The 23,064-nt window shown below is 64.9% G+C and carries 26 protein-coding genes and 1 riboswitch; of the genes, 3 read left to right on the top strand and 23 right to left on the bottom strand.

From position 1 onward, the window contains the following. Positions 1-17 precede the first annotated feature (17 nt). The 12 genes from R2B70_RS02120 to lfgB all read right to left on the bottom strand — a co-directional run bounded on the left by R2B70_RS02120 (position 18) and on the right by lfgB (position 9,789). The gene (locus R2B70_RS02120) at positions 18-1,019 is read right to left on the bottom strand and encodes a hypothetical protein (protein WP_318162519.1); all 1,002 of its coding nucleotides are present in this window, start codon (positions 1,017-1,019) and stop codon (positions 18-20) included. Positions 1,020-1,038: 19 nt separating this feature from the next. Next, on the bottom strand, positions 1,039-1,938 hold the full coding sequence (gene lfgL / locus R2B70_RS02115; RefSeq protein ID WP_318162518.1) for a lateral flagellar hook-associated protein LfgL: 900 nt from the start codon (positions 1,936-1,938) through the stop codon (positions 1,039-1,041). Between the two features lie 10 nt (positions 1,939-1,948). After that, on the bottom strand, positions 1,949-3,268 hold the full coding sequence (gene lfgK / locus R2B70_RS02110) for a lateral flagellar hook-associated protein LfgK (RefSeq protein ID WP_318162517.1): 1,320 nt from the start codon (positions 3,266-3,268) through the stop codon (positions 1,949-1,951). Next, on the bottom strand, positions 3,268-3,666 hold the full coding sequence (locus tag R2B70_RS02105) for a rod-binding protein (protein ID WP_043762724.1): 399 nt from the start codon (positions 3,664-3,666) through the stop codon (positions 3,268-3,270). The genes lfgK and R2B70_RS02105 overlap by 1 nt, the downstream gene beginning before the upstream one ends. Positions 3,667-3,674: 8 nt before the next feature. Then, positions 3,675-4,778, bottom strand: coding sequence for a lateral flagellar basal body P-ring FlgIL (gene fgIL, locus R2B70_RS02100; RefSeq protein ID WP_318162516.1), 1,104 nt, complete (start codon positions 4,776-4,778; stop codon positions 3,675-3,677). A gap of 8 nt (positions 4,779-4,786) precedes the next feature. Beyond that, positions 4,787-5,458: a flagellar basal body L-ring protein FlgH gene (gene flgH, locus R2B70_RS02095; protein WP_318162515.1), complete on the bottom strand. Its 672-nt coding sequence runs from the start codon at positions 5,456-5,458 to the stop codon at positions 4,787-4,789. Continuing rightward, positions 5,458-6,243: a flagellar basal-body rod protein FlgG gene (gene lfgG / locus R2B70_RS02090; protein ID WP_209794215.1), complete on the bottom strand. Its 786-nt coding sequence runs from the start codon at positions 6,241-6,243 to the stop codon at positions 5,458-5,460. The genes flgH and lfgG overlap by 1 nt, the downstream gene beginning before the upstream one ends. Positions 6,244-6,330: 87 nt before the next feature. Beyond that, positions 6,331-7,065 carry a lateral flagellar basal-body rod protein LfgF gene (gene lfgF / locus R2B70_RS02085; protein ID WP_318162514.1) on the bottom strand — a complete coding sequence of 245 codons (735 nt, stop codon included), beginning with the start codon at positions 7,063-7,065 and terminating at the stop codon, positions 6,331-6,333. 10 nt (positions 7,066-7,075) lie between these two features. Then, positions 7,076-8,269 carry a lateral flagellar hook protein FlgEL gene (gene flgEL, locus R2B70_RS02080; protein WP_318162513.1) on the bottom strand — a complete coding sequence of 398 codons (1,194 nt, stop codon included), beginning with the start codon at positions 8,267-8,269 and terminating at the stop codon, positions 7,076-7,078. Positions 8,270-8,287: 18 nt separating this feature from the next. After that, positions 8,288-8,971 (bottom strand): flagellar hook assembly protein FlgD, encoded by a 684-nt coding sequence (locus R2B70_RS02075; protein WP_318162512.1) that lies wholly within the window; start codon positions 8,969-8,971, stop codon positions 8,288-8,290. After that, entirely contained in the window at positions 8,972-9,397 is a 426-nt protein-coding gene (gene flgCL / locus R2B70_RS02070; RefSeq protein ID WP_043762711.1) for a lateral flagellar basal body rod protein FlgCL, read from the bottom strand. A 2-nt stretch (positions 9,398-9,399) separates the two neighbouring features. Beyond that, the gene (gene lfgB, locus R2B70_RS02065; protein WP_318162511.1) at positions 9,400-9,789 is read right to left on the bottom strand and encodes a lateral flagellar basal body rod protein LfgB; all 390 of its coding nucleotides are present in this window, start codon (positions 9,787-9,789) and stop codon (positions 9,400-9,402) included. Positions 9,790-9,850: 61 nt separating this feature from the next. Here lfgB and lfgA point away from each other — a divergent pair, with 61 nt between their 5' ends. The 3 genes from lfgA to R2B70_RS02050 all read left to right on the top strand — a co-directional run bounded on the left by lfgA (position 9,851) and on the right by R2B70_RS02050 (position 11,433). Continuing rightward, positions 9,851-10,642 carry a lateral flagellar basal body P-ring formation protein LfgA gene (gene lfgA, locus R2B70_RS02060; RefSeq protein WP_318162510.1) on the top strand — a complete coding sequence of 264 codons (792 nt, stop codon included), beginning with the start codon at positions 9,851-9,853 and terminating at the stop codon, positions 10,640-10,642. Between the two features lie 78 nt (positions 10,643-10,720). Continuing rightward, positions 10,721-10,993 carry a flagellar biosynthesis anti-sigma factor FlgM gene (gene flgM, locus R2B70_RS02055; RefSeq protein WP_209794221.1) on the top strand — a complete coding sequence of 91 codons (273 nt, stop codon included), beginning with the start codon at positions 10,721-10,723 and terminating at the stop codon, positions 10,991-10,993. After that, complete coding sequence (locus R2B70_RS02050; RefSeq protein ID WP_270821489.1) at positions 10,990-11,433, top strand: flagellar protein FlgN; 444 nt, start codon at positions 10,990-10,992, stop codon at positions 11,431-11,433. Before flgM ends, R2B70_RS02050 begins: the two co-directional genes overlap by 4 nt. Before the next feature lie 4 nt (positions 11,434-11,437). Here the strand turns inward: R2B70_RS02050 and lfiJ are convergent, their stop codons facing one another. The 11 genes from lfiJ to fliQ form a co-directional block, all read right to left on the bottom strand. Further along, complete coding sequence (gene lfiJ / locus R2B70_RS02045) at positions 11,438-11,854, bottom strand: lateral flagellar protein LfiJ (RefSeq protein ID WP_216991120.1); 417 nt, start codon at positions 11,852-11,854, stop codon at positions 11,438-11,440. A gap of 9 nt (positions 11,855-11,863) precedes the next feature. Further along, on the bottom strand, positions 11,864-13,195 hold the full coding sequence (gene lfiI / locus R2B70_RS02040) for a lateral flagellar FliI-like assembly ATPase LfiI (RefSeq protein WP_318162509.1): 1,332 nt from the start codon (positions 13,193-13,195) through the stop codon (positions 11,864-11,866). Then, complete coding sequence (gene lfiH / locus R2B70_RS02035) at positions 13,188-13,880, bottom strand: lateral flagellar assembly protein FliH (protein ID WP_318162508.1); 693 nt, start codon at positions 13,878-13,880, stop codon at positions 13,188-13,190. Before lfiH ends, lfiI begins: the two co-directional genes overlap by 8 nt. 12 nt (positions 13,881-13,892) lie before the next feature. Further along, on the bottom strand, positions 13,893-14,921 hold the full coding sequence (fliGL, locus tag R2B70_RS02030; RefSeq protein ID WP_104454871.1) for a lateral flagellar motor switch protein FliGL: 1,029 nt from the start codon (positions 14,919-14,921) through the stop codon (positions 13,893-13,895). Beyond that, positions 14,908-16,647 carry a lateral flagellar M-ring protein FliFL gene (fliFL, locus tag R2B70_RS02025; protein ID WP_412055164.1) on the bottom strand — a complete coding sequence of 580 codons (1,740 nt, stop codon included), beginning with the start codon at positions 16,645-16,647 and terminating at the stop codon, positions 14,908-14,910. Before fliFL ends, fliGL begins: the two co-directional genes overlap by 14 nt. Before the next feature lie 18 nt (positions 16,648-16,665). Beyond that, positions 16,666-16,992 carry a lateral flagellar hook-basal body complex protein LfiE gene (gene lfiE / locus R2B70_RS02020; protein WP_318162506.1) on the bottom strand — a complete coding sequence of 109 codons (327 nt, stop codon included), beginning with the start codon at positions 16,990-16,992 and terminating at the stop codon, positions 16,666-16,668. A gap of 11 nt (positions 16,993-17,003) precedes the next feature. After that, positions 17,004-18,266 carry a lateral flagellar response regulator transcription factor LafK gene (gene lafK / locus R2B70_RS02015; RefSeq protein WP_318162505.1) on the bottom strand — a complete coding sequence of 421 codons (1,263 nt, stop codon included), beginning with the start codon at positions 18,264-18,266 and terminating at the stop codon, positions 17,004-17,006. Between the two features lie 253 nt (positions 18,267-18,519). After that, a riboswitch (cyclic di-GMP riboswitch) is annotated at positions 18,520-18,607 on the bottom strand. A gap of 195 nt (positions 18,608-18,802) precedes the next feature. Continuing rightward, positions 18,803-20,878 carry a lateral flagellar biosynthesis protein LfhA gene (lfhA, locus tag R2B70_RS02010; protein ID WP_209794228.1) on the bottom strand — a complete coding sequence of 692 codons (2,076 nt, stop codon included), beginning with the start codon at positions 20,876-20,878 and terminating at the stop codon, positions 18,803-18,805. 3 nt (positions 20,879-20,881) lie between these two features. Beyond that, positions 20,882-22,018: a flagellar biosynthesis protein FlhB gene (gene flhB, locus R2B70_RS02005; RefSeq protein WP_318162504.1), complete on the bottom strand. Its 1,137-nt coding sequence runs from the start codon at positions 22,016-22,018 to the stop codon at positions 20,882-20,884. Then, positions 22,015-22,797 carry a lateral flagellar biosynthetic protein LfiR gene (lfiR, locus tag R2B70_RS02000; protein WP_318162503.1) on the bottom strand — a complete coding sequence of 261 codons (783 nt, stop codon included), beginning with the start codon at positions 22,795-22,797 and terminating at the stop codon, positions 22,015-22,017. The genes flhB and lfiR overlap by 4 nt, the downstream gene beginning before the upstream one ends. Then, the gene (fliQ, locus tag R2B70_RS01995) at positions 22,794-23,063 is read right to left on the bottom strand and encodes a flagellar biosynthesis protein FliQ (RefSeq protein WP_041211832.1); all 270 of its coding nucleotides are present in this window, start codon (positions 23,061-23,063) and stop codon (positions 22,794-22,796) included. Before fliQ ends, lfiR begins: the two co-directional genes overlap by 4 nt. Position 23,064: the final 1 nt, after the last annotated feature.

Genomic DNA, 23,064 nt, shown 5'->3' with positions numbered 1-23,064 from the left:
AAGGGGGCGTCCAGACCCTAGGTCAGCAGCGCCACCACGTTCTGGCGTGACACGTTGGCCTGGGCCAGCAGGCCGGACATGGTCCCCATGAAGCCCCCCTCCTTGAGCTGCTGGCTGAGCTTGCCCTGCAACTGGGTCAGCTCCTCCTCCTGCAGGTGCTGGCTGCGCGCCTTCACCCGATCGAGCTGCTTGACCATCTTCTGGCGGAACTGCTTCAGCTCGCGTACCGACTGCTCGATCTCCCCGAGCAGCCGCTTCAGGCGCTGCTGCTCCTGCTTGATCTCGCCCCTGTCGAGCCCCTCGCCGAGCTGGGTCAGCTGCCCGGCCCTTTGCTTGAACTGCACCGGTACCGGGTTGCCCGCCGGGATGCGAATGCCCTCCCCGCTCAGCAGCACGGGCTCGTCCAGCTTGCGCCTGTGCTGATCCGGCACGCTCAGCTCCAGCTTGCCCAGCTCGTTCAGGCGAGCCTGGATGTGCTCCTTGCGCAGGGCGCGATCCAGCCGGGAGGCGGCCTCCGACTCGCTGGCATCGGCGGGCAGCAGCACCTCGACGGCACTGCTGGTCTGGGGGAAGGAGAAGACTATCCGCTCGGCGCTCGACCTGGGGCTCAGCAGATCGAGCCGTTCCGCGCCGTAGTGCACCCGGCTGTCCGCGGCCGACGCCAGCAGGCGGGGCCTGAGTTCGCTCGTCAGCGGCGCCTGGGGCTGGGTCAGCTTCTCTTCCAGCAGCTTGAGGCGGGAGACCAGATCTCCGCTCGCGGCCTTCTGCTGGCCGAGCTGCTGCTCGAGGCGCTTCAGCTCGCCCCAGACTTGGCTCAGGGCCTGCTCGCTCCCCTGGGCATGGGCGATGCGCTGCTGCGCCGTGCCGATCAAAGCCCAGCGATCGAGCCGGATGACGTTGGGCTGACGTTCGTTGCGGGGAGTCTGCGGGGAGCCGGTCTGGGCAGTCGAACGCCCTTGCAGCCTGGGCTGGGCCGGTGTCTCGGCCACGCCGCCCGGGCGGGTTTGTTGAATCTGCATCCTGGCTCCTTAGACCGACTCAGGGCATGTAGTTGAACAGGCTCAGGCCATTGACCTTGGCGAAGGCCTGCTGCTGCACCTGCAGGGCCATCAGCACGTGGGCCTGCTGGGTCACGGCCCCGGCATAGTCGAGGGACTCTATCTGATTGCTCACTTCCTTGCTATAGGTGCCTTTCTCGGCATGCCCCTCGTCCACCTGATCCAGCAGGTTGATGCGCGCCCCTATGGTGCTGACCATCTGGCTGATGTCATCCTGCAGCGTCTTGCCGCGATCCAGCATGGCCCTGGCCTGATCCGCCGCATCCGGTGCGCCGGCATCGAAGGCCGCCACCATGTCGTCCAGCTGCTTGAAGAAGTCCCCGTTCTGGATGAAGAGGGTGTCCGCGGTCTGGTTGAGGGAGACAGTCACCCCGCGGGCGATCTCCACCTCGCGCACCAGGGCGTCACCCTGATAGAGATAGTCGCCACCCGGCCCCTGGACTAGGGGGGTCTTGTCCACCTGGCTGCCGCTGAACAGGCTGGAGCCGTTCTCGTTGCGGGCGTTGGCCAGATCCAGCAAGCCCTCCTTGATGATGGCTGCCTCGCTGGCCACGGCACGACGATCGTCCTCGGAGAGGGAACCGGTGGCGGCCGTCTGAGTCAGCTCCCGCAGCCGGCCCAGCATGTTGGTCATGGTCTCGAGCTGCAGCTCCCCCTGGGAGAGCTGGCTCTTGGCGTTGGCGATGTTCTTCTGGTACTGCGCCATCGCCACCTGCTCCTTCTTCAGGCCGAGCAGCTGCACGCTGCCGACCGGATCGTCCGAGGGCTGGAGGATCCGCTTGTTGGACGCTATCTGGCGATCCAGACGAGCGTATTCGCCGAAGCCCCGTTGCAGGTTGTCGAGCATGCTGAGCTGGATTTGATTGGTGCTGATTCTCATGCCGCCCTCATCAGAACATGTTCAGGATGGAGTTGAAGAGTTGATCCGAGGTGCTGATCACCTTGGCATTGGCCTGGTAGGCCTTGGTGTAGGCCATGATCTTGACCCCTTCCTCGTCGGTGTTGACCCCGCTGACGCTGCTGAGCTTGGTGGCGAGCTGCTTCTCCATGTTGGCGTCCGCCTCCATGGTCGCCTTGGCCTGGCCGCTCTGCACCGCCATCTTGCCGAGCAGGGCGCTGTAGGCGTCGTACTGGCTGTCCTTGATGGTCAGCAGCTCCTGCAGGTTGCGGTTGTCACCGCTGCCGCCACCCGCCTTGGCGAAGGCAAGGTGATCGCCGGTGAAGCCGTCGGCCACCTTGAGGGTGCCGGACGGATTGAGGGGATCGTAACTGAACAGGGGTTTGCCCGGATCGCCGTTCAGATCGATCCCGGCCCCCTGCTTGGCGTTGAAGTCGTCCACCAGCTTCTTCGCGATCTGGTTCAGCTCGTCGCGCAGGGGGCGCAGCACTGTGGTGCGATACTCCAGCACCCCGGCCAGGGTGCCCCCCTGCAGTTTGGGGACCTCGAAGGATTGCGGCCCGAAGCTCAGGCTCAGGGTGTCGCCGGCCAGGGAGAGGGTGCTGCTGCTGCCCGCCAGCACCAGGGGCTGGCCCTGGGGCAGACTCAGGGAGAAGGAGCCGTCGCTCTGGCGGTTGACCCTCACCTCCATGAAGGTCGAGAGCTCGCGCACTATCTGCTCGCGGCTGTCTTCCAGCGCCGAGGTGTTGACCCCCTTGGAGGCCTGTTCGCCGATCTGGGTGTTGAGCTCGGCCACCTGCTTGAGATAGCTGTTGACCTGGGTGATGGTGCTGCCGAGCTGATCGTCGATCTGCTTCTCCTGGGTCAGCAGGCTCTCGTTCAACTGGCCAAACCGGTTGGCCAGCGCCCCGGCCGAGCTGACGATCTGGCTGCGCTGGGCCGGCGTCTCCGGGCTGTCGAGGGCAGCACTCAGGGAGGCGAAGAAGCTGTCCAGCCCCTTGGCGATGTTCATGGACTCGCTGCCGAGCAGCTGCTCCGTGGTGTTGATGTACTGATGAAACGCATAGGAGGCGCCGGTCGATGAGCGGCTGCGCCAGTGCTGGGACACCAGGTAGTCATCGGTGATCCTGCGAACCCCGGTCACCTCGACCCCCATGCCGTTGTCCAGCCGGCCGAAGCCCGACAGGCTGCCCATCATGGCCTCCTGGCGGCTGTAACCGACGGTGTTGACGTTGGCGATATTCTGGGCGGTGACGTTCAGCGCGATCTGCGCCGCGTTGAGTCCGCTAAAACCGATATTGAGCAGCGACATCAGTCAACTTTCCTCATTTTTGCCGAATTCAGAGGCTGACTGAAGGCAGCCAGGGTCTGGGGTTCTGAAGCGACCACGGGCTCGGCATTCTTTAATGTGGGGGCCAGTTGATTGACCATCTGCTCCTTGAGCCCCATGCCACCGCGCTTGACCAGGCTCATCGCGAGCTGGCTGTCGTACATGTCGCGGTAGAGGGACTCCCCCTTGATGATCCTCTCCTCGTCGTCCTGCAGGGCGTCGGAGGCCGAGCGCATGTGCTTGAGCACCGTCTGCAGGAAGCTCACCTCGAACTGGCCGGCCGCCGCCTCCAGGGCTGCACGCTGATCCGGGTTGCTCTTTATCTGCTGCAACTCGTTGAGATCCTGATAGAAACCAGGCTCGGATGTAATTCTGGTCATAGAGATCCTTAGATGACCACCAGCTCGCCTTCGAGGGCGCCCGCCTCGTCGAGGGCTTGCAGAATGGCCATGACATCGTCCGGGGTCGCCCCCAGGGAATTCACCGCCTTGACGATCACCTCCAGGGAGGTGCCATCCGGCCAGACAAACATGTTGTTGCGCTCCCGGTCAACCTGAACCTGGGAGTTGGGCGTCGTGGTGGTCCGGCCGTTGGAGAAGGCATTGGGCTGGCTCACCGTCTGGCTCTCGCCGATCGTCACCGTCAGGCTGCCGTGGCTGACCGCCGCCTTGTGCACCTTGACCCCCTGCCCCATGACGACGGTGCCGGTGCGGCTGTTGAAGACGACGCGCGGCCGCTCCTTGCCCATGTCGATCTCGATATCCTGCAGCAGGGCCATGAAGGAGATGCGCTGACTCTCGTCGCGCGGGGCCGCGATCTGGATGCGACCGGCGCTGACCGCCTTGGCCACTGGACCGAGCTGGCGGTTGATCTCCCGCTCCACGTTGCGGGCCGTCTTGAAGTTCGGTTGATGGAGGTTGAGGGTGACTTCCGGCTTGTCCGAGAAGTTGCTGGCCGCCTCCCGCTCTATGATGGCCCCGTTCGGTATGATGCCGGCGGTCGGCACGTTGATGGTGACGGAGGAGCCGGACTGCCCCTCGGCCTTGACCCCGGCCACCACCAGATTGCCCTGGGCGACCGCATAGACCTCGCCGTCGATGCCGCGCATGGGAGTCAGCAGCAGGGAGCCGCCCCGCAGGCTCTTGGCATCGCCGATGGAGGTGACGGTCACGTCCACCAGCTGCCCCTTGCCCGCCAGGGCAGGCAGGGTCGCCTGCACCGAAACGGCGGCCACGTTCTTGAGCTTGGGGTCGATGTCATCGGGCAGCTGCACGCCGAACTGCTTGAGCATGTTGGTCATGGACTGGCCGGTGAACTTGACCTGGCTGCGATCCCCGGTGCCGGAGAGGCCGACCACCAGACCGTAGCCCACCAGCTGGTTGGTGCGCATCCCCTGCACATCGGCGATGTCCAGCAGGGCCCGCTTGGCGGGTGCGGCGGCGGCAATGCCCGGCAGCAGGCAGCAGAGCAAGGCGATACAACATCTGTTCATTGGAGTCCTCACAGGGGGGCGAAGGCGGAGCTGAAGAAACGCGCCAGCCAACCCATCTGGTTGCTGTCGGCGAGGGCGCCGCGTCCCGCATAGGTGATGCGGGCGTCGGCGATGCGCTGGGAGGAGATGCGGTTGCTCTGGTCGATGTCCTCGACCCGCACCATGCCCCCCAGACGGATGTACTCATCCCCCTGGTTGAGGCGGATCCACTTCTCCCCCCGGATCCCCAGCACCCCGTTCGGCATCACCTCGGCCACGGTGACAGTAATTGCCCCCGCCAATGTGTTCTGCTGGCTGGAAGTGGCGCCGCCGTCGAAGTCCCGGTCTGCGCTGACCGAGGCGCCCCAGTCGGGCCGCGACACGCCGCCGATGGAGGGGGCCGGCACATTGATGCTGCTGGCCTTGTTCATGCTGGTGTTGGCCTTCTTGCTGGACTGGGTGCGCTCCTCCAGCATCACGGTCAGGATGTCGCCCACCCGGTAGGCGCGGCGGTCCTGGAACAGGGTCATCATGTAATCGTTACGGTAGAGGCTGCCATCCTCCCCCACCCCAGCCTTCGTCATCTCGGAGCGGGAGGGAGCCCACTTCTCGTCGCCGGGTTCCGGGGCCTGCAACTCATAGGTGGAGCAGCCCCCCAGCAACAGGCAGAGCACGACGCAATACCACACCGGCTTCATCATCACAGGGCCTGGGTCACGAACTTGAGCATCTGATCGGCGGAGGAGACCACCTTGGCGTTCATCTCGTAGGCGCGCTGGGTGGTGATCATGTCCACCATCTCTTCCACCACGTTGACGTTGGAGCTCTCCAGGGTGAACTGCTTGATGGCCCCCATGGCCTCTTCACCCGGCACCCCTTCGATGGCCTCGCCGGAGGCACCGGTCGCCCGGTAGAGGTTGCCCCCCAGGGCTTCCAGGCCGGCCGGGTTGGAGAAGTTGGTCAGGGTGATGCGCCCCAGCTCCACGTTCTCCTGCTGTCCCGGCAGGGTGGCGCTCACGGTGCCGTCGGTGCCGATGGCGATCTTGGTGGCGTTGTCCGGGATCTGGATCTGCGGCAGCATGGGCAGGCCGTCGGCGTTGACCAGCAGCCCTTCCGCGTTGCGGTGCCACTGGCCGTTGCGGGTGTAGGCGGTCTCGCCATCCGGACGCTCGACGCTGAAGAAGCCCGCGCCCACCACCGCCATGTCCAGATCCTGGTTGGTGTTCTGGAACTGGCCCGGGGTGAACACCTTCTGGGTGCCGACCACCCGCACCCCGTTCCCCATCTGGATGCCGATGGGAGACAGGTTCTGCTGATCCTGCTGGGCCCCCGGCTGGCGCTGGACCTGATAGAACAGATCCTCGAACGCCACCCGATCGCGCTTGAAGCCGACCGTGTTGACGTTGGCCAGGTTGTTGGAAATGCTGGCCATCTTGGCATCCTGTGCCGACAGACCCGTCTTGCTCACCCAAAGCGCTGCATGCATCTTCGTCTCTCCACCCTTCATGGGAGGGCGCCTGGCGCCCTCATCAAGCTAGTGCAGGGACGGCCAAACCGACCCTGCGTCATTCTGTCAGCCCTGGCCGGAAATCAGCCTGGCCCCCTGTCTCGCCTGCTCGTCCGCCGTCTTCATCAGCTTGACCTGCAGCTCGAAGTTGCGGGTCAGGGACATGCTGCCGATCAGCTCGTCCACCGCATTCACGTTGGCCCCCTCGAGGAAGCCGGACGCCAGCACCACCTGCTCGCTGATCTCCGCATCGCCGCCCTGGCGCTGACGGAACAGGCCATCCGCCCCCTTGACCAGCTCGGCCGGATCCGGGTTGACCAGCTTGAGCCGGCCCACGTCCAGCCGGGCGCCGCCCCCCGGCGGGGTGATGCTGAGGGAGCCGTCCTTGCCAAAACTCAGATCCCGATAGGCCGGCAGCACCATCTCGCCGCCATCCCCGAGCACGGGGCGACCGTTGAGGGTCAGCAGTCCCTCACCGTCCACCTCCAGGTTGCCGGCGCGGGTGTAGGCCTCCTTGCCGTCGGCGGTCTGCACTGTGAGAAACCCCTCGCCGCGGATCGCCACGTCCAGCTTGCGGCCGGTCTGCATCAGGGCGCCCGCCCGAAAATCGGTGCCCGCCTGCTCCTCCCTGGCCATGACCCGGCTCTGGTAGCCGTCACCGGTCAGGGCGTAGGCGGAGGCCCGCTCGAAATCGGCCCGAAAGCCTGCGGTATTGACGTTGGCCAGGTTGTTGGCCCGGATCTGCTGGGCCATCAGGGTGTGTTGCGCCCCCGACATGGCGGTATAGATAAGCTTTTCCACGCATCACACCTTAGAAGGAGTTGAAGAGCACCTGGGTCATCTTGTCCGCCGAGCTGATGGTCTTGGCGTTGGCCTGGTAGTTGCGCTGGGAGGTCATCAGGCTGACCAGCTCCCCCGTCAGATCCACGTTGGAGGCCTCGTAGGCCCCCGCCGTCAGGCCGCCCAGGGTGCCGGTCCCCGGCGCCCCCAACACGGGCTGACCCGAGCTGAACGACTGCAGCCAGGTGGTGTTGTTGGCCTGCTGCAGGCCGTTGGGGTTGGTGAAGTTCGCCATCACCACCTGGCCCTGGAGCAGGCTCTGGCCGTTGGTGAAGGTGGCATAGACACCGCCGTCCGCATCCACCCGGACCCCGGTCAGATCCCCGGCGGTATAGCCGTTGGACTGGTTGCGGGTGGCGTTGAAATCGGAGGCGTACTGGCTGACCTTGGCCAGATCGGCGGTGAGGGCGATGGGCTCGGCACCCGCGGGGGCCAGGTTCAGCACCGGGGCCGTGGTCGGGGACTTCAGGGTGCCGTTGGTGTTGAACACCATGGTTACCGGGGTGCCGGTCTGGGTGCCGTTGAAGGCGTAGTTGACCTGCCAGGTGTTGTCGCCGGTCTTCACGAAGTACTGGGTCAGGGTATGCTCGACCCCGAGAGAGTCATAGACTTTGCTGGACTGGGAGTAGCTGAAGCTGTCGGATTTCGCAGGGTCGAACGGGTGCGCCGTCTGATCGATGATGCTGGCATCCGCCTTGAGGTTCGCCACGAACTCCAGGGTGTCGGAGGGCTTGGCGGGCAGGTTGCCGGTCTTGACCTGGATGTCCCCCACCACGCCGGACTGCAGCTCCCCCGCCTCGTTGGTGGTGTAGCCCTGCAGACGGGTGCCGCTGGCGGTGGTCAGGTAGTTGCTGGCGTCCCGCTGGAACATGCCGGCCCGGGTGTAGGAGGTCTGGCCGTTGCCGTCCTTGAGGACGAAGAAGCCGTTGCCGGAGATCGCCAGATCCAGCCCGCGCCCGGTCCGGGTCACGTCGCCGTTGCGATCGAAGTTCTGGGAGACGTTGTTCATCTCCACGCCGCCGGCCTGGCCGCCGCCGTAGATGGCGGCAAACTCGGCACGGCTGGACTTGAAGCCGGCGGTGCTGGCGTTGGCCACGTTGTTGCTGATGACGCTCAATTCCTGGTTGACGGCGCGCAGGCCGCTCAGTCCGATACTAAAAGACACAGTGTCGCTCCTTTCTGATTACGCCGACTTGCCAAACTGGACGGCGCTGAACAGGGGAACATCCCCGACGCCCGCCACTTGCAACATGATTTCGCCCGTGCCGGGCAGGCTGACGCGCTCCACCCGGCTGGCCACATAGTTCTTGGTGGTGGTGGCCACCCCGGCGAGGGAGGCCTTTACCTCGAAGCTGTACTCGCCGGCCGGCAGGGCCGGTAGCTCGTAATCCAGCGCCCCCGCCTTGCTCTCGCCCCAGCTCTTGGTCGCGACCAGGGTGCCGTGCTTGTCATAGACCTTCAGCTCGACCGCATCGGCCGCGCCGGCCAGTTCCACCTGACCGCGGATCGCCCCTTCTTTCTGCTGCTCCAGGGTCTGGCTCGGCACCATCACCTCCTTGTCGATGAGGTCGGTGCTCTGCAACACCTGCTGGGTATCCATCATGTTGATGGACTTCTGCTGCAGCACCTTGAGCCCCTCAACCCCCTCCACCATGCTGAACTGCGCCAGCTGGGTGACGTACTGGGCGCCATCCAGCGGGTTGGTGGGATCCTGGTTCTGGATCTGGGCCACCATCATCTGCAGGAATTCGTTGCGCAACTGGACACCCTGACCATCGGTGGTGCCGTTGGCGGCGATCTCCGGGGTGGCCGAGTACTGGCTGGTGCTGCGGGCGGTATCCAGACCGCTGACTTGTGGCAGGCTCATTTATGCCCCCTGGCCGAGACGCAGCAGCCCCTGCTGCATGCTGTTGATGCGGTTGATCACCTCCACCGAGGTCTCGAAGCCCCGGGAGGCGCTCATCATGTCCGCCATCTCCTCCACCGCGTTGACGTTGGAGTAGTAGACAAAGCCGTCGCCATCGGCCAGGGGATTGGTCGGCTCGAGGCGCTTCTCGACTTGGCGGTCGGACTGGACGATGCCGGCGATCTGCACCTGGGCGGCTCCCAGCCCCTCGGCCTCCTGGACCCGCTGGTACAGGGTGGAGAAGACGGGCTTGATGGCGCGAAACGCGGCCTCCTCGCTGCCGGCGGCGCTGTCGACGTTGGCCAGGTTGGAGGCCACGGTGTCGAGGCGGACGGTCTGCGCCCGCATGGCGCTGCCGGCGATGTCATAGATTCGGTTGAACGACATGATTAACGGCCCTCGATCGCCTTGGCGATCCCGGTGATTTTCATATTCAGGAAGGTGAGGCTGGTCTGGAAGTCGGTGGCATTGCTGGCAAACTTGCTCTGCTCCACGCTGAGCTCGGCGGTGTTGCCATCCATGGAGACCTGGTAGGGGATGCGGTAGAGGGGATGCTGCATGTCGTTGTCCATGGCGTCCTGGCGAATGGCGTCGCCAGACTCCCCGGCGGCCACCTGTCCGGCGACACGGCCGAGGATCGCCTTGTAATCCACATCCCGCGCCAGATAGCCTGGGGTATCCACATTGGCCAGATTCCCTGCCAGAATACGGGCCCTGTCCGCCCGCACATCCAGGGCATAGGGATGGACGCCAAGTGCGCTGTCAAATGAGATACTCATGCTTCATCCTTCTTGTGAACCAGTCAGACCGGTGCATCCTTTATCAAGACTCATGCCAATCATGAAAACCCGTGATTTCCGCTGGTCAGGCCATCTCCCATGGCGGGCGGGGCGGACAAAGGGGGAAGCAATGTTTCCCATATGGAAGCGGGCAGGTCTGCTCGCCCTGCTGATCCTGGCGCTGCCCCTGCGGGCCGAGCCGGTCTCCCTGGCGCAGCGGCTGAGCGATGGCCTGACGGCGGATGCGACGGCGGCCCTCGACGACTACCTGCACCGGCAGGGCTGGCCGCAGACCCAAGCCGACTATCAGGTCTGGCTCTCCCCCGCCGTGGCCCACCTGCCCGACTGCCGGCAGGCGGTGCGCTATCAGGCCGGGGGGCAGTATCGCCAGCCCTGGGGAAGGCGCCCCTATCTGGTGGAGTGCACCGAGCCGGCCTGGCAGCTTCGGGCTCGGGTGGAGGTGACCCTGATGCTGCCGGTCTGGGTGACGGCAAGGGAGATCCAGAAGGGGCACACCATAGGGCCGGGGGATCTGGTCGAGAAGTCTCTCGAGGTCAGCCGGCTGCAGCGGGGCTTCGTCCCCAGCAACGACGACCTGGTGGGCAGCAAGAGCACGCGCCATCTCAGGATGGGGCAGCTGATCGGCGAGCTCGACCTGCAGCAGGCCTGGGCCGTTCGCGCGGGGGAAGGGGTGCTGATCCGGGCGGGGCAGCCGGGCTTTTCCGCCACCACCCGTGGCCAGGCGCTGGCGAACGGCGCCATCGGAGAAGGGATCCGGGTCAGAAACCTCGGCTCGGGCAAGGAGATCCAGGCCTGGGTGATCGACAAGGGGGAGGTCGAAACCCGTTTTTAGCCCACAAAAGGCGAGTTTGATTCAAGTTCGGCCGCCTTCGGGTCGCCTGTCAGAGAGAGACCACCAGGAATTCACGTTATGAAAATCACACGCACCGACCCTATCTACGTTCAACCCCAGTCGCAGCGCAAGGCCGATGCCGCGCCCGCAGCCCAGCCACGGGCCAGCCAGGGGGACGCCAGGATCAGCGCCACGGCCCAGACCATCAATCAGGCGAGGGCTGAGCTGGCCTCCACCTCCGACGTGGACATGGAGAAGGTGAACCAGATCCGCCAGGCCATCGCCGAAGGCCGGCTCGAGCTCGACATGGATGCCCTGGGCCAGGCTATCCTGGACATGCACCGCCGATGACCATGACCCCCAGGCTGAGGGTCCAGCAGTTGATCGTCGGCATCCAGCAGGATTGTGGCCGCTACGCCGAGCTGCAGCAGCTGCTGCTCAACCAGTACCGCCTGCTGGCCAGCCACGACGTGGACGGGCTGGCGGCGCACAACCAGCAGCAGACCCGGGTGATGAGCGAGATCCAGCAGCAGGTCCAGCTGCGCTGCCAGCACCTGAGGGCCCTGGGCCTCAAGCCCGACGAGCAGGGCATGGCGACCCTCATCGGCAAGCTGCCCGCTCCGCTGCAACAAAGGGTCGGCGAGCAATGGCAGACGCTCGAGCTGTTGCTGCGGCAGTGCCAGCGCCAGAACGAACAGAATGGCCGCCTGCTGGCGGGGCAGATCGAGACCATCCATACCCTGCTGGGCCAGGAATCCGCCTATGGCAGGCAGGAACACTTCCCCGACTGAACCCTCACTTCCCCTGCAGGGCGCGATGGCGCAGCGCGGCGAGCTCGTCCAGCTGACGCTGCTCCCCTGACTCCTGGCGCTGGCGTGCCGCCAGGGCCCGTTTGTCCAGCAGCAACTCCAGCCCCTTGACCCGGCCAAACTGCCTGATCAGCTGCCCCTCGTGGTGCGCCAGATCCTGGCTGGCCAGGGCACACTGCTGCTGCTGGTGCGCCAGCAGGTGGCGAAGCTGCCCCTGCATCTGCTGCTTGTTCTGCCACAGCAGGGGGTGGAAGCTGGCGGCGCCCGGGTGCATCGTCTCGATGACCTCCTGCAATTTCAGGGCCCTGCGCTCCTCCCGCTGCGCCACTTCCCGCAGGCGCTGGCGCTCCTTGCCCATGGCGTCCAGCGCATCCTGTTGCAGGCCGAGGTAGGATTTCAGCATGCCGCGTCCTTAGGCCCTGCCGAGCACTTGTTTCAACCCGGCCATCACCTGGGTGATGGGGGTCTCCTCGTGCAGGCCCTGCTGCAGGAAGCTGGCGATGGCGGGATAGCGCTGGACCGCCTCATCCATCTGGGGATCGGCCCCCGGCTGGTAGCCCCCCAGCGGCAGCAGCTCGCGCACCTGCTGGTAACGGCCCCACAGCTGGCGCAGGTTCACCGCCAGGGCCTGCCATTCTGGCGGCACCACCTGGGGCATCACCCGGCTCACCGAGGCGCCGATGTCGATGGCCGGGTAGTGTCCCTCCTCCGCCAGGCGGCGCGTCAGCACTATGTGACCGTCCAGGATGGCCCTGGCCGAATCCACCACTGGGTCCTGCTGATCATCCCCTTCCGCCAGCACCGTATAGAAGGCGCTCAGGCTGCCGTCCGGATGGGTGCCGTTGCCCGCCCGCTCCACCAGCTGGGTCAGCATGCTGAACACCGAGGGCGGATAGCCCCGGGTCGCGGGAGGCTCGCCGATCGCCAGGGCTATCTCCCGCTGGGCCTGGGCGTAACGGGTCAGGGAGTCCATCAGCAGCAGCACGTCCTGCCCCTGCTCACGGAAATATTCGGCGAGGCGGTGGCACAGCTGGGCGGCCCGCAGCCGCATCAGGGGGGACTGGTCCGCCGGGGCCGCGATGACCACAGCGCGGGCCAGCCCCTCGCTCCCCAGGCTGTGCTCGATGAACTCCCGCACCTCCCGACCCCGCTCGCCGATGAGCCCCACCACCACGATGCGGGCGCTGGTGTTGCGGGTCATCATGCCGAGCAGCATGCTCTTGCCCACCCCGGAACCCGCAAACAGCCCCAGGCGCTGGCCTTTGCCCACGGTCAGCAGGCCGTTGATGGCACGGATGCCCACGTCGAGCGGTTCGCGCACCGGGGTGCGCAGCAGGGGGTTGGGAGGGGAGGAAAACAGCGGCACCCGCACCCCTTCCTCTTTCAGGGGGCGGCCATCCAGGGGCTGCAGCAGGCCGTCGAGCACCCGGCCAAGCAGGTGCTCGCCGACCCGGATGGTCTCCTCCCCGTCGACGGGCAGAACCCGGGCACCGGCATAGAGACCGCTCATGGGCTGAAGCGGCATCAGGTAGGAGATATCCCGGTTGAAGCCGACCACCTCGGCCAGCAGGGCGGTCCCGGTGGCCGTCTCCACCTCGCAGCGCTGCCCCATCACCAGCTGGCAGCCCACCACTTCCAGGGTCAGCCCGGTGACGCGCACCAGCCTGCCGTAACGGCGAAACCCCGGGACCTCCTCCAGGCTGTCGAGGGCCGAGGTCAGCGCCTGCTGCAGCGCCTCATGCATCCTGCGGCAGCTCCAGGGTCTGGTTGAGCCGCTCGATACAGCGGCCGAGCCGCTCCCCCGTGTTGATCTCGATCACAGCTGCGCGGGTCTCGATCCGCGCGTCGCCGACCGCCAGCGCCGGGTCCACCTGCAGCGGCCACTTCTCGCAGCGGGTCACCCCCTGCTCGATCAGCCGCTGCCTGTCCCCCTCGTTGAGGTAGATCACCAGCTCCTCCGGCTCGCTCGGCAGGCTGGCCATGGCCTGCTCCACCTGATGGAGCACCTGCTGGGGATTGAGGGTGAATTCGGCCTGGATCACCCGCCTGGCCACCTGGGCGACCAGCTGGGCCACCAGGGCCTTCTGCTCCAGCATCCGGGCCCGGGTCAGGGACTCCCACTGCTGCTGCAACCTGGCGAAGGGGATCATGGCCTGATCGAAGGCGGCACGCCCCTCGGTCAGCCCCTGGGCCAGACCGCGCACCTGTCCCTGCTGCAGCCCCTTGGCTTCCCCCTCGATGAGGCCGCTGGCCAGCCCCTGCTGGTAGCCGGACTGGTACCCTTCGGCCTGCCCCTGTTCCAGCCCCTGCTGATAGCCGTATTCGAACTCTTCCTGCTGGCTCCTGGCCTCTTCCCCGCTCTGTCCCAGCGCCGGGAAACGGTAGAGACGGGTGGCCCCGGCCGCCAGTTTGCGAACATGCTGACTCATGCCTGTCTCCTGTTAGCTGACGGTGGGCTCTTCGAACAGCTGGAACTCGATCTCGCCCTGCTCCACCAGTTCCCGCACCAGCTTCATCACCTCTTCCCGGGCCTGCTCCACCTTGCGCAGGGAGACGCTGCCCTGATCCTGGATCTGGGCCTCCAGCGCCTGCGCCATTCGCTTCGGCATGGCCCCCAGCACCACCTTGCGGAAACCGGCCTCGGTGTTCTTCAGGGCCAGCGCCAGCAGATCCGCCGGCAGCTCCTGCACCAGGCGCTGCAGGGTGTCGTCGCTCTGGCGACGCAGGGCCATGAAGTCGAACATGTTCTTCTCGATCTCGAGGGCCATCTCGCCGTCGTGCTCCCGTAGCAGGGTGAGCATCTGCTCCTTGTTGCCCTGATAGCGGTTGAGGATGTCGGCCACCTGGCGCACCCCGTTGACCTTGGCGCCGGACTGGTCGGCCACATAGGCGAGACAGCGATCCAGGGTCAGCCGCAGCTCCCCCAGCACGTGCTCGCTGACCGAGCTGAGGCTGGCAACCCGCACCAGCAGATCGTCGTGGACCGAGCCCGGCAGGGCATCGAGCACGGCCGAGGCGGTCTGGGGCGGAAGGAAGGCGAGCAGCACCGCCTGCATCTGGGGGTGTTCGTTGCGGAAGAAGCGGGCCAGCACATCCGCCGGCACCCATTGCAGGCGCTGGATGTCCTGGCTCATCGCATCCCCGTAGAGGCTGTCGAGCAGGCTGCGGGAGAGGCGCTGGCCGAGGGCCAGATCCAGGGTCTGCTCCAGGTATTCCCGGGAGGCGCTGCCGATGCCGCTCTGCTCGCGATACTGGGTGAAGAACTGCTGCAGGGTCCACTTGGCTTCGATCGAGCTCACGCCGGAGAGGCCGGCCATCTTGGAGATGAGGCGCTGCACCTCGTCCCGCGACAGCTTCTGCATCACCTTGGCGGCCGCCTCGGTGCCCATGCTCAGCAGCAGGATGGCGGCCTTCTCGAGGTTGTCGATGTCGATGTCGACCGCGTTCTGATTCAGATTACCGTTGCTCATTGCCGCTCACCCATTGTCTGACCACTTCCGCCACCCGGGCGGTGTCCTTGTCCACCAGCAGTTGCAGGTGCTTGAGCTGGACCTCCAGCTCGGAGCCCGGCTCCGGCAGCGCCTCCAGATCCAGGGAGGAGAACTGGGGCTCCAGCCTGTATTCGGCCTGTTGCAGGCCCTTGCCGGAGGCCGGCACCTCGTGATCCTCATCGCCCTCCCGCCGCATGGCGAGACCAATGCTGGGTTCCTGCTCCTCGTCCGGCTCCTGTCCAGCCTCGGCATCAGGATATTGCTGGGTGCGCACCAGGTGCTTGACCAGGGGACGAATGCCGAAGAACACCAGGGTCAGCCCCAGCAGGCCGCCCACCAGATAGCGCAGGGAATCCTGCCAGTAGGGGGTCTCCAGCCAGCTCGACTCCGGCGGTGTCACCGGCTCGGCACCGGTGAAATCGAACACCTGCAGGCTGATCTGGTCGCCACGGGCGCTGTCGAAGCCCACCGAGCGTTCCACCATCTGGCGGATCTGTTCCAGTTGCTCGGCACTCCAACCCCCTTTGGGGCCGATCTGCTGATTGAGCAGGATGGAGACGTTCATCCGCTCCAGCCGCCCCTGCTGGTAGCGGGTATGCACTATGGTGCGGCTGTTTTCATACTGCTTGCTGACCTCCTGCCGCTCGGTGCGGGTGTCGTTCTTGGCAGGCTCTTGAGCCTTGTTATCCTCGGTGGCAGCCTGATCGGTCTGGGGCGCCGTTTCCGGGGGGCGGTTGGAGAGGGCCCCCGGGATGCCGAGGGCCAGGGCATCTATGGTCTTGTCGGACTTGTTGGATTCCTTGGTCACCACACCATTGGGATCCAGCTGCTGCTGGGTCTCCTCCACCGCATTGAAGTTGACGTCTGCGGCGATCTGCACCCGGAAGTTGCCGGTGCCCAGCATGGGATAGAGCATGTCATTGGCGCGCTGGCGGATGTACTGCTCCAGCTTGCGCACGTATTCCATCTGCTGGACGCTCTGCTTGCCGAACCCGGCCTTGTCCCCCAGCTCGGCGCTCAGCAGCTGGCCCGCCTGATCCACCACGGTCACGGCGCCGGGCTTCATGCCGGAGATGCTGCCCGCCACCAGGTTGGCGATCGCCTCCACCTGGCCCGGCTCCATGGATTGCCCGGGTTGCAGATCCAGCATCACGGAGGCACTGGGCTTCTCCTCGTCACGGCCGACGAACAGGGTCCGCTTCGGGATGGCCAGATGCACCCGGGCACTGCGTACCGCGTCCAGGGAGATGATGGTTCTGGCCAGCTCTCCCTCCAGGGCATGGCGGTAGCGCGCCCCTTCCATGAACTCGCTGGTGCCGAGGCCGGTGACATTGTCCAGCCCCTCCAGGCCCGCCGGCATGGCCGCCCTGACCCCCCGCGCCGCCAGCGCCATGCGCACGTGGGCCAGTTGGCTCTCCGGCACCAGGATCTGGCCCGAGCTCTTCTCCAGCCGGAAAGGTACCTGCTCCTTCTCCAGCATCTCCATGATGTTGGCGGTGTCGTAGAGCTCCTGCTTGCCGTAGAGGGGCACATAGTTCTTGCTGGAGGTCCAGAGGATCACCACTATGGTGGCGGCGACCACGGCGGCCAGCAGGGCGATGGTGAGGATGGACTTGTTGTCCCGCGACAGGGTGCGCCAGTTGCGCATCCCTTCCTGTACCCGGGCGATCAGGGAGCCGGACGCCCCCGGCGAGGATGATACCAGTTCAGTCATGACCTACCCTCAGAGCGGCATGCGCATGATGTCATCGAAGCCGGTCATCAGTTTGTTGCGCACCTGCATCAGGGCGGAAAAACTGAGGCCTGCCTTCTGGCTGGCCACCATGGCCCCCACCAGATCGTCGCTCTGACCGGCGTCGACGGCGGTCATCAGCCTGGAGGCGATATTCTGCTGCTCGTTGACGCGGCCGACGACGTCGCGCATGGCGTCGCTGAACGAGATGGCAGACGCCTCGTTCGGCTCGATGGAAGGGGTTTGGCTGGCGACTCGCTGCATTTCCTGCATCTGCTGCAGGAGCGTCACCTGTGATGACATCATCTCAATCTTCACTCGGTTATCCCTTAGTTTTGTATCTGCTGCTCGACATCGATGCCCTGCTCGCGCATGGCAGCCAGCTTGTATCTAAGTGCCCGGGTCGTCATCCCGAGGGCTTCGGCCGTGCGTGTCCGGTGACCACGGAAACGGCGCAACGTCTCAAGGACGAATTGAAATTCGGCATGCCGCTTGGTCTCGTTGAGCCCCTCCGGGGCCGCGAGCGTCTGCGGCTGCGGGGGATCGGCTTCGGCGGCGTAATGGGGCAGCATCAGATCGACGGCCTGAATATGCAATCCGCGAGCCATAATTAGCGCGCGCTGGATGACGTTATCCAGCTCCCGCACATTGCCCGGCCAGTCGTAGGAGAGCAGCTGCCTGCGCGCACTCTCGCCGAGGCGGTATCCCTGCTGGGGGGCGTGACGCTCGATGAAGTACTCCGCCAGGGGCAGGATGTCGTCCTGCCGCTCCCGCAGGGCGGGCCAGCTCATGGGCAGCACGTCGAGTCGGTAGAAGAGATCCTCGCGAAATGCCCCCCGCAGCACCAGCTCTCTCAGATCCCGGTTGCTGGCGGCGATGATCCGCACATCCAGCGGGATCACCTGGTGGCTGCCCAGCCGCTCGACCTCCTTCTCCTGCAGCACCCGCAGCAGCTTGGCCTGCAGCGCCAGCGGCAGCTCGGAGATCTCGTCGAGCAGCAGGGTGCCGCCCTGGGCCAGCTCGAACTTGCCCTGCTGGCTGGCCGTCGCCCCGGTGAAGGCCCCCTTGCTGTGGCCAAAGAGAATGGATTCGAGCATGGCCTCGGGGATGGCCGCACAGTTGATGGCCACGAAGGGTTTGGCCGCCCGGCTGGACATCTCGTGGATGTAGCGGGCCAGCCGCTCCTTGCCCGTCCCCGACTCGCCGCCGATGAGGATGGTGGCCGAGGTCTTGGCCGCCCGCCTGGCGAGCTGCAGCACCTGCAGGCTCTGGGGGGAGGTGGCGATCAGGTTGGGGATGGCCTGGCGCAGGCGCAGGGCCCCCCTGACCACATCGAGGATCTGTCGCTGGCTGAAGGGCTTGATGATGTAGTCGATGGCGCCGGCCCGCATGGCCTCGGCCGCCAGATAGGCCTGGTGCTCGTTGACCAGGATGACGCAGTCGGTTCCCGCCAGCGTCTGCACCATGGCAGGCCCGGCCTCGGTCATGACCGCCATGTCGAGCAGGATGAGATCGGCAGAATGGTTCGAGAGAAATTGCTTTGCCAGCGTCACTGAATCCAGACAGGAAACACGATAACCGGCATTCAACAATATATCCCCAATATCGTTTCCATTTGATAACGATGAGGAGACCAATAATAAATGCGCACGCGCTTCAATACCGACGGGTATTGAATTTTCCTTGATAGATAAATCAGAAATCATATAAACCCGAACCTGTGATTGCACATGAATCAATCAACAGAACTGACACCTGAAAAATGAAGACATACCGGAGACAGAGCAGCGCTTCTTATTGAGCGTTTACCCTGTATTGGTATAAAAACAAGGCGGGAATCATGGCCTTGGTAACCCCGCTATCATTAGCATCAATGCTGTTAGACCGGAGGCTTTGCGTCCTGACTTTTCAGTTCAGTTTGCCTTTATCATGCGACGACCCGTATTTGGATGGCATGGCTTTGTGATCCTTCAAGCCATGAGACACATCTGACTGTTTCTATTTTAATTTTTCACTGTCAGTCTGTGTCGCGTCAAAAGCCGTCACATCATAACGGCTTTATATGACAATTCAAGCAGATATGCGGAATAGCCTCTTCCTGCCGGCAGAGGGCCAAGGCAATTCAACTTCAGCCCAGGGTCCCAATCACCTCGACCCGCAATTCTTCCGGAATCTCGTTATAAGAGAGCACTTTGAGCCCTTTCGAGAAGGAGCGGGCATAACGGGCGATCAGAGGCCTGAGCTGGGGCATGACCACCAGCACGGGGGCATGGCCCTGCTGCTGCAACTGCTCCTTCACCAGCGGCATGTTCTGCTGCAACTGCGCCAGCAGCTGGGGATCCACCGGGAAGCTGTCCAGCTGGATCTTCCCCTGCTGCTGGGACTGGCTCATCGCATTCAACAGGGTCTGCTCCAGGCGATCGTCCAGGGTAAAGGCCGCCAGCACGTCGCGGGAGCCTATCGCCTGCCTGACGATCTGGCGCTTGAGGGCGCAGCGCACGTCCGAGGCCAGCAGGACGGGATCCTTGGTCAGCTCACTCGCGTCCAGCAGGGTGGTGGCTATGGTGCGAATGTCGGTGAGGCTGATCTGCTCCTTGAGCAGCTGGCGGAAGACCCGCAGTTGCTGCATCTGGGTCAGGGCCAGGTTGAGCTCCTCCGCCAGGCGGGGAGACTGGGTGGCGAGATGCTGGCCCAGCTTGCCCACCTCGTCATGACCGAACAACCCGTCGAGCTGCTCCCTGAGCAGCTTGCTGGCATGGGTGGCGATGACGGTGGCGGAGTCCACCACCGAGTAGCCCAGGTTGAGGGCCTTGGCCTTGTTGTCGGGGGAGATCCAGACCGCGTTCATGCCGTAGGCGGGATCCTGGGTCAGCTCGCCGTCCAGGGCACCATAGGTCTCCCCGCTGCTGATGGCCATCAGCCGCTGGCAATCCACATTGCCCGAGGCCAGGGCGATGCCGGAGAGCTTGATGCGGTACTGATCCGGCTGCAGTTGCAGGTTGTCGCGCACCCGGATCTCGGGCAGCAGGAAGCCGTACTGTTCGGAGAGCGTCTTGCGGATGCCGCGCACCCGGGCGAGCAACTCGGCCCCCTTGTCCGCCTCCGCCAGCGGCACCAGCCGGTAACCCAGCTCGATGGCGACGCTGTCCACCGGGGGCAGGTCCTGCCAGTCCAGCCCCTGGGGCTCCGGCTGCACCATCTGCCGCGTCAGCGCCTCGGCCGCATCCAGCGCCGGATCCGCCACCCGGCGCTTGCTGACGCTCCAGCCGGTCCAGGCCAGCACGGCGGCAAAACTGAGGAAGGCCAGCATGGGCATGCCGGGCACCAGGCCCAGGATCAGCATGATGGTCGCCGCCGTGTAGATCACACGAGGAGAAGCCAGGATCTGCTGGCCGACCTGATCCGACATCTCCCCCTCGTCGCTCACGCGGGTGACTATGATGGCCGCCGCGGTGGACATCAGCAGGGAGGGGATCTGGGCGACCAGGCCGTCACCTATGGTGAGCAGGGCATAGATACGGAACGCATCGGAGACCGGCAGCGAGTGCTGGAAGATGCCGATAGCCAGCCCCCCCACCAGGTTGATGATGAGCACCAGCAGGCCGGCGATGGCGTCACCACGGACGAACTTGGAGGCCCCGTCCATGGCACCGTAGAAGTCCGCTTCCCGGGCGATCTCTTCCCGCCTTGCCCGGGCCTGGTGCTGATCCAGGGTGCCCGCGTTGAGGTCGGCGTCGATGGCCATCTGCTTGCCCGGCATGGCGTCCAGGGTGAAGCGGGCGGAGACTTCGGAGATCCGCTCTCCCCCCTTGGTGATCACCACGAAGTTGATGATCATCAGGATCACGAAGACCACCAGACCCACCACGTAGTTGCCGCCTATGACCACCTCCCCGAAGGCCTGGATCACCTTGCCGGCGGCCTCGTGCCCCTCGTGGCCGTGCAGCAGCACCACCCGGGTGGAGGCGACGTTGAGGGACAACCGCATCAGGGTGGCGACCAGCAGCACGGTCGGGAACACGGAAAAATCGAGTGGACGGCGGGCCGAGACCGACACCAGCAGCACCAGCACCGCCAGCACTATGTTGAAGGTGAACAGGGCATCCAGCAGCCAACCGGGCAGAGGCAGTATCATCATCGCCAGGATGGCCAGCAGCATCATGGGGATAGCTGTATAGGATTGGGTCAATACACGCCAGTTCACAACTTACCTCTCAGGTTGACGTAATTCGGGCGGCACATGCAGGGGGGCAAGGGGGTTGGGTTTCTTGCCCTTGCCAGCCTCATAGGCCCGAAGCTGCAATACATGATTCAATACATAGGCGACCGCGGTGTACAAACCCGCCGGCACTTCCTGATCCACCCGGGTGGAGTAATAGATGGCCCGGGTAAGATCGGGCAGGCTCATCACCCTCTTGTCGTGCTGCCTCGCCACCTCGCGGATCCGCTCCGCCATGCCGTCCACCCCCTTGGCGATCACATAGGGGGCGTTGGCCCGTGCGGGATCATACTTGATGGCCACCGCGTAATGGGTCGGGTTCACTATGATCACGTCGGCCTGCGGCACCCGCTGCTCGATGCGAGCCCGCGCCAGCATGCTCTGTACCTGACGGATCCTGGCCTTGATCTCCGGGCGCCCCTCGCTGTTCTTGTGCTCGTCCTTGACCTCCTGCTTGGTCATCTTCAACTGCTTGTTCAGGGACCAGCGCTGATAGGGGACATCCAGCACGGCGATCAGCATCTGCACGCTGCCTAGCAAGATAAATGCCTGGGAGAGGATGCGCAGCGCCTGCTCCATGGCTGCCTGGGGCGGCATGCGGTTCATCATCATCAGCAGGGGCCACTGGTGCTGTAGCATCAGGGCCAGGGTGCCGCCGATCAGCAGCACCTTGAGCAGAGACTTCAGCAACTCCATCAGGCTGTGGGTCGAGAACATCCGCTTGAGACCCTTGAGCGGATTGAGTTTCTCCCCGCTTGGCATCAGCTTCTTCCAGACCAGCACCATGCCACCGGGCACTATGCTGAGCAGGATCAGCAACAGGGCGAGCAGGCCGAACAGCGGCAGCAGCACCCACAACATGCCGATCAGGGCATCCGCGGTCCACTGGATCATCATCTGGGGATCCCGCGCCCCCTGCCAGTTGAAGCGCTGGGGCTGCTTCATCAGCTCGGCAAAGAAGAGACCGAAGCTCGGCACCATCCACTGCATGGCCAGTCCACCGATCAGCAGCAGACCGGCGGAGCTCAGCTCCCTGGAGCGCGCTATCTGCCCCTCTTCCCGCGCCTTGCGCCGCTTCTGGGTGGAGGCCTCTTCGGTTTTGTCCTGGGCGCTGTGCTGGCTCATGGGGGCGTCAGCGCCCTGAGCTGGGCCAGCACGTGGCCGACCAGATCCAGATAGCGGGCCGGTACCCCGCTGATGGAGATGGCCATGGTGAGCAGCCCCAGCAGCAGGGTCATGGGGAAGCCCAGGGAGAAGATGTTCAGGGAGGGGGCCGTGCGGTTCAGCACCCCGAAGGTGAGGTTGACCATCAGCATGGCGACCACGGCGGGCAGGGTCAGGATGAGGGCTGCCCCTATGCTCCAGCCAAAGAGCCCGATGACCCCTTTCAGGTCAAGGGCATAGAGCGAGGTGCCCGGTGGCCAGGCACGCAGGCTCTGCACCAGCACGTCCAGGGTCACCAGATGACCGTTGAGGCCGAGGAACAGCAGGGAGCAGAAGATCAGCATGATCTGGCTGACGATGGGGGCAGTGTCCCCGTTGGAGGGGTCGTTCATCACCGCCATCGCCAACCCCATCTGCATGGAGAGGATCTGGCCCGCCATGGTCATCACCATGAACAGCATCTGGATGCAGAGCCCGAACAGCAGGCCGAACAGCAACTGCTCCAGGGTCAGCACCATCATGCCGACGCTGAGGGGATCCAGCACTGGCATCCCCTTCAACATGGGGGCGATCAGCAGGCTGATGACGAAGGCCAGAAAGATGCGCACCTGGGCCGGCACCCGGCCGTCACCGAAGACAGGCATCACCCAGAAGGCGGCCGCGATGCGAATGAAGGGCCACCACCACTGTCCCAGCCAGGCGGTCAGCTCGGCCGCACTGAACGACAGCAGGGAGTTCATCCGATGAGCCCGGGGATCTTCTGGAACAGGTCGGCGAACAGGGTGGTGATCTGCGACAGCAGCCAGTTGCCCGTGAAGATGAGCGTCAGCAGGGTCACGATGAAGCGGGGCAGGAAGCTCAGGGTCTGCTCCTGGATCTGGGTCGCCGCCTGGAAGATGCTGACCACCAGCCCGACGATGAGGCCGGGCACGATCAGCACGGACACCATGATGACCACCAGATTCACGGCGCCCCCCACCAGGGCCACACTCTGCTCGGGCGTCACG

This window comes from Aeromonas sp. XH, from assembly GCF_033348475.1.
In the GTDB taxonomy this organism is placed as follows: Bacteria; Pseudomonadota; Gammaproteobacteria; order Enterobacterales; family Aeromonadaceae; genus Aeromonas; species Aeromonas sanarellii.
This window is presented reverse-complemented; position numbering and strand designations above follow the sequence as displayed.